The 2001-nt window shown below is 71.3% G+C and carries 2 protein-coding genes; both read right to left on the minus strand.

What is annotated here, in order from left to right:
- The coding region (locus VK640_09060) for a hydantoinase/oxoprolinase family protein (protein ID HTE73335.1) at window positions 1–1578 on the minus strand (1578 nt) is incomplete at its 3' end.
- Between the two features lie 54 nt (window positions 1579–1632).
- Entirely contained in the window at window positions 1633–1992 is a 360-nt protein-coding gene (locus tag VK640_09065) for a hypothetical protein (GenBank protein HTE73336.1), read from the minus strand.
- Window positions 1993–2001 lie beyond the last annotated feature (9 nt).

Consider the following 2001-nt stretch of genomic DNA (forward strand, 5'->3'; position numbering starts at 1 on the left):
GTCCAGTGCGCTCTGCGCCTGGCTCTCGAGGTCGGAGTAGACCGACCGCACCCGGTCGAGGTCGAGGTCGAGGTGCTTGGAGACGACGGTCTGCACGTAGTCGTTGCGGACGTCGACGGTCAGCAGCCCGAACGCGCTGACGTTGCCCGGGTTCGGCGGCACAAGCGTGCGCGGCAGGTTGAGGATGTCCATGAGCCGGCAGGCCAGCAGGGAGCCGGAGCCGCCGAACGTGGTGAGCGTGAAGTCGCGGACGTCGAGGCCCTTGGCGACGGTGACCTGGCGCAGGGCGTTGGCCTGGTTCCACGCGGAGATCTCGAGGATGCCGGTGGCCACCCGCTCCAGGGAGAGGTCGAGCTTGGCGCCGAGCTGGGCCAGGCCGTCGATGGACGCCTCGACCGACAGCGGGATCTCCCCGCCCAGCAGGTGGGGAGGGATCCGGCCGAGGGTGACGTGGGCGTCGGTGACCGTGGGCTGGTCACCGCCGTTCGGGTAGCACATCGGGCCGGGGTCGGCGCCGGCCGACTTGGGGCCGACCTTGAGCGTGCCCTCGGGGGAGAGCCAGGCGATCGAGCCGCCGCCCGCGCCGACCGTGACGACGTCGATCATCGGGATCTTCGACGGGTACTCGCCGACCGAGCCCTCCGTGGTGAGCGCCGGATGGCCGTCGATGACGACGGTGACGTCGGTCGAGGTGCCCCCGCCGTCGCAGGTGAGGATCCGGTCGAAGCCCGCGGTTCCGCCGATCAGTGCCGCGCCCAGGGCGCCGGCCGCCGGGCCGGACAGCATCGTGGTGATCGGCTGGTGCACGACCTCGCCGGCCGACAGCACGCCGCCGTTGCTCTTCATCACGTAGAAGGGGACGCCGGGGGCGATCTCGTCGAGGCGGGTGCGGATGTTGGTGACGTACGCGCCGACCTTGGGCTTCACCGCGGCGTCGACCAGCGTGGTCACCGAGCGCTCGTACTCGCGGTACTCGCGCAGCACCTCCGAGCTGATGCTGACCACGGCGTCCGGGTGCTCGGCCCGGATGACCTCGAGCATCTGCTGCTCGTGGGCATCGTTCGCGTAGGCGTGCAGGAAGCAGACGCCGATCGTGGTGATCCCGATGTTCTTGAAGAACCGGGCGGCCTCGCGGGCGGCGTCGGCGTCGAAGGGCCGGACCTCGGTGCCGGTGTGGTCGAGCCGGCCACCGACGGTGCGCACGAGGTCGGCCGGGACGATCCGCGGTGGCTTGACCCAGAAGTAGCTGTTGCCGTAGCCGTCGGGCACCGACTGGCGGGCGATCTCCAGCACCGACTCGTAGCCCTCGGTGGTGATGAAGCCGATCCGGTCGAGCTTGCCCTCGAGCAGCTGGTTGGTCGCGACGGTCGTGCCGTGGCTGACCGCGGTGACGGCGGACCCGTCGAGGTCCATCATGCCGAGCACCTTGCGGACGCCGTTGAGGAAGCCCTCGGCCGGGTCGGCGGGCGTGGAAGGCGTCTTCGTCGTCGTCGTCTGGCCGGTCTCCTCGTCCACCGCGACGACGTCGGTGAACGTCCCGCCCGTGTCGATTCCGATGCGGACCCGGCGCTCAGTCATGGCGATACCTTAGCGTTGAGATACCGACTCGGGAAGTGCCCGCGGGGCCCGGGCTCACGTCGACGGTTCGTCATCCGGCGAGCCTGCCAGCCGTCGCAGCCGGGCGATCTCCTCGGGGTCGAGACCCTCCTGGCCGCTCGACCGGTGCAGGTCGCCCTGCGCGTCGATCCAGCGGGTGTGCGCCTCCCAGGCCGCCTGCTTGCTGGTCCCCAGGGCCCGCGCGATGGCGGTCCACGAGGCGCCGGCAGCCCGCGCCGTCCGGACGGCCAGCTGCTGTCCGTAGCCGGCCTTGCGCGCGATCACCTCGCTCAGCGCCAGCAGCTCCAGGACGTCGGACGCCGGCAGGCGCTCGGCCTCGGCGACGTCCGGCGAGTCGGTCCCGGCGCTGTCGGCCAGCAGCTCCCGCGACCTCAGTTCCTCGTA

It is taken from the genome of Actinomycetes bacterium (genome assembly GCA_035489715.1).
In the GTDB taxonomy this organism is placed as follows: Bacteria; Actinomycetota; Actinomycetes; order JACCUZ01; family JACCUZ01; genus DATHAP01.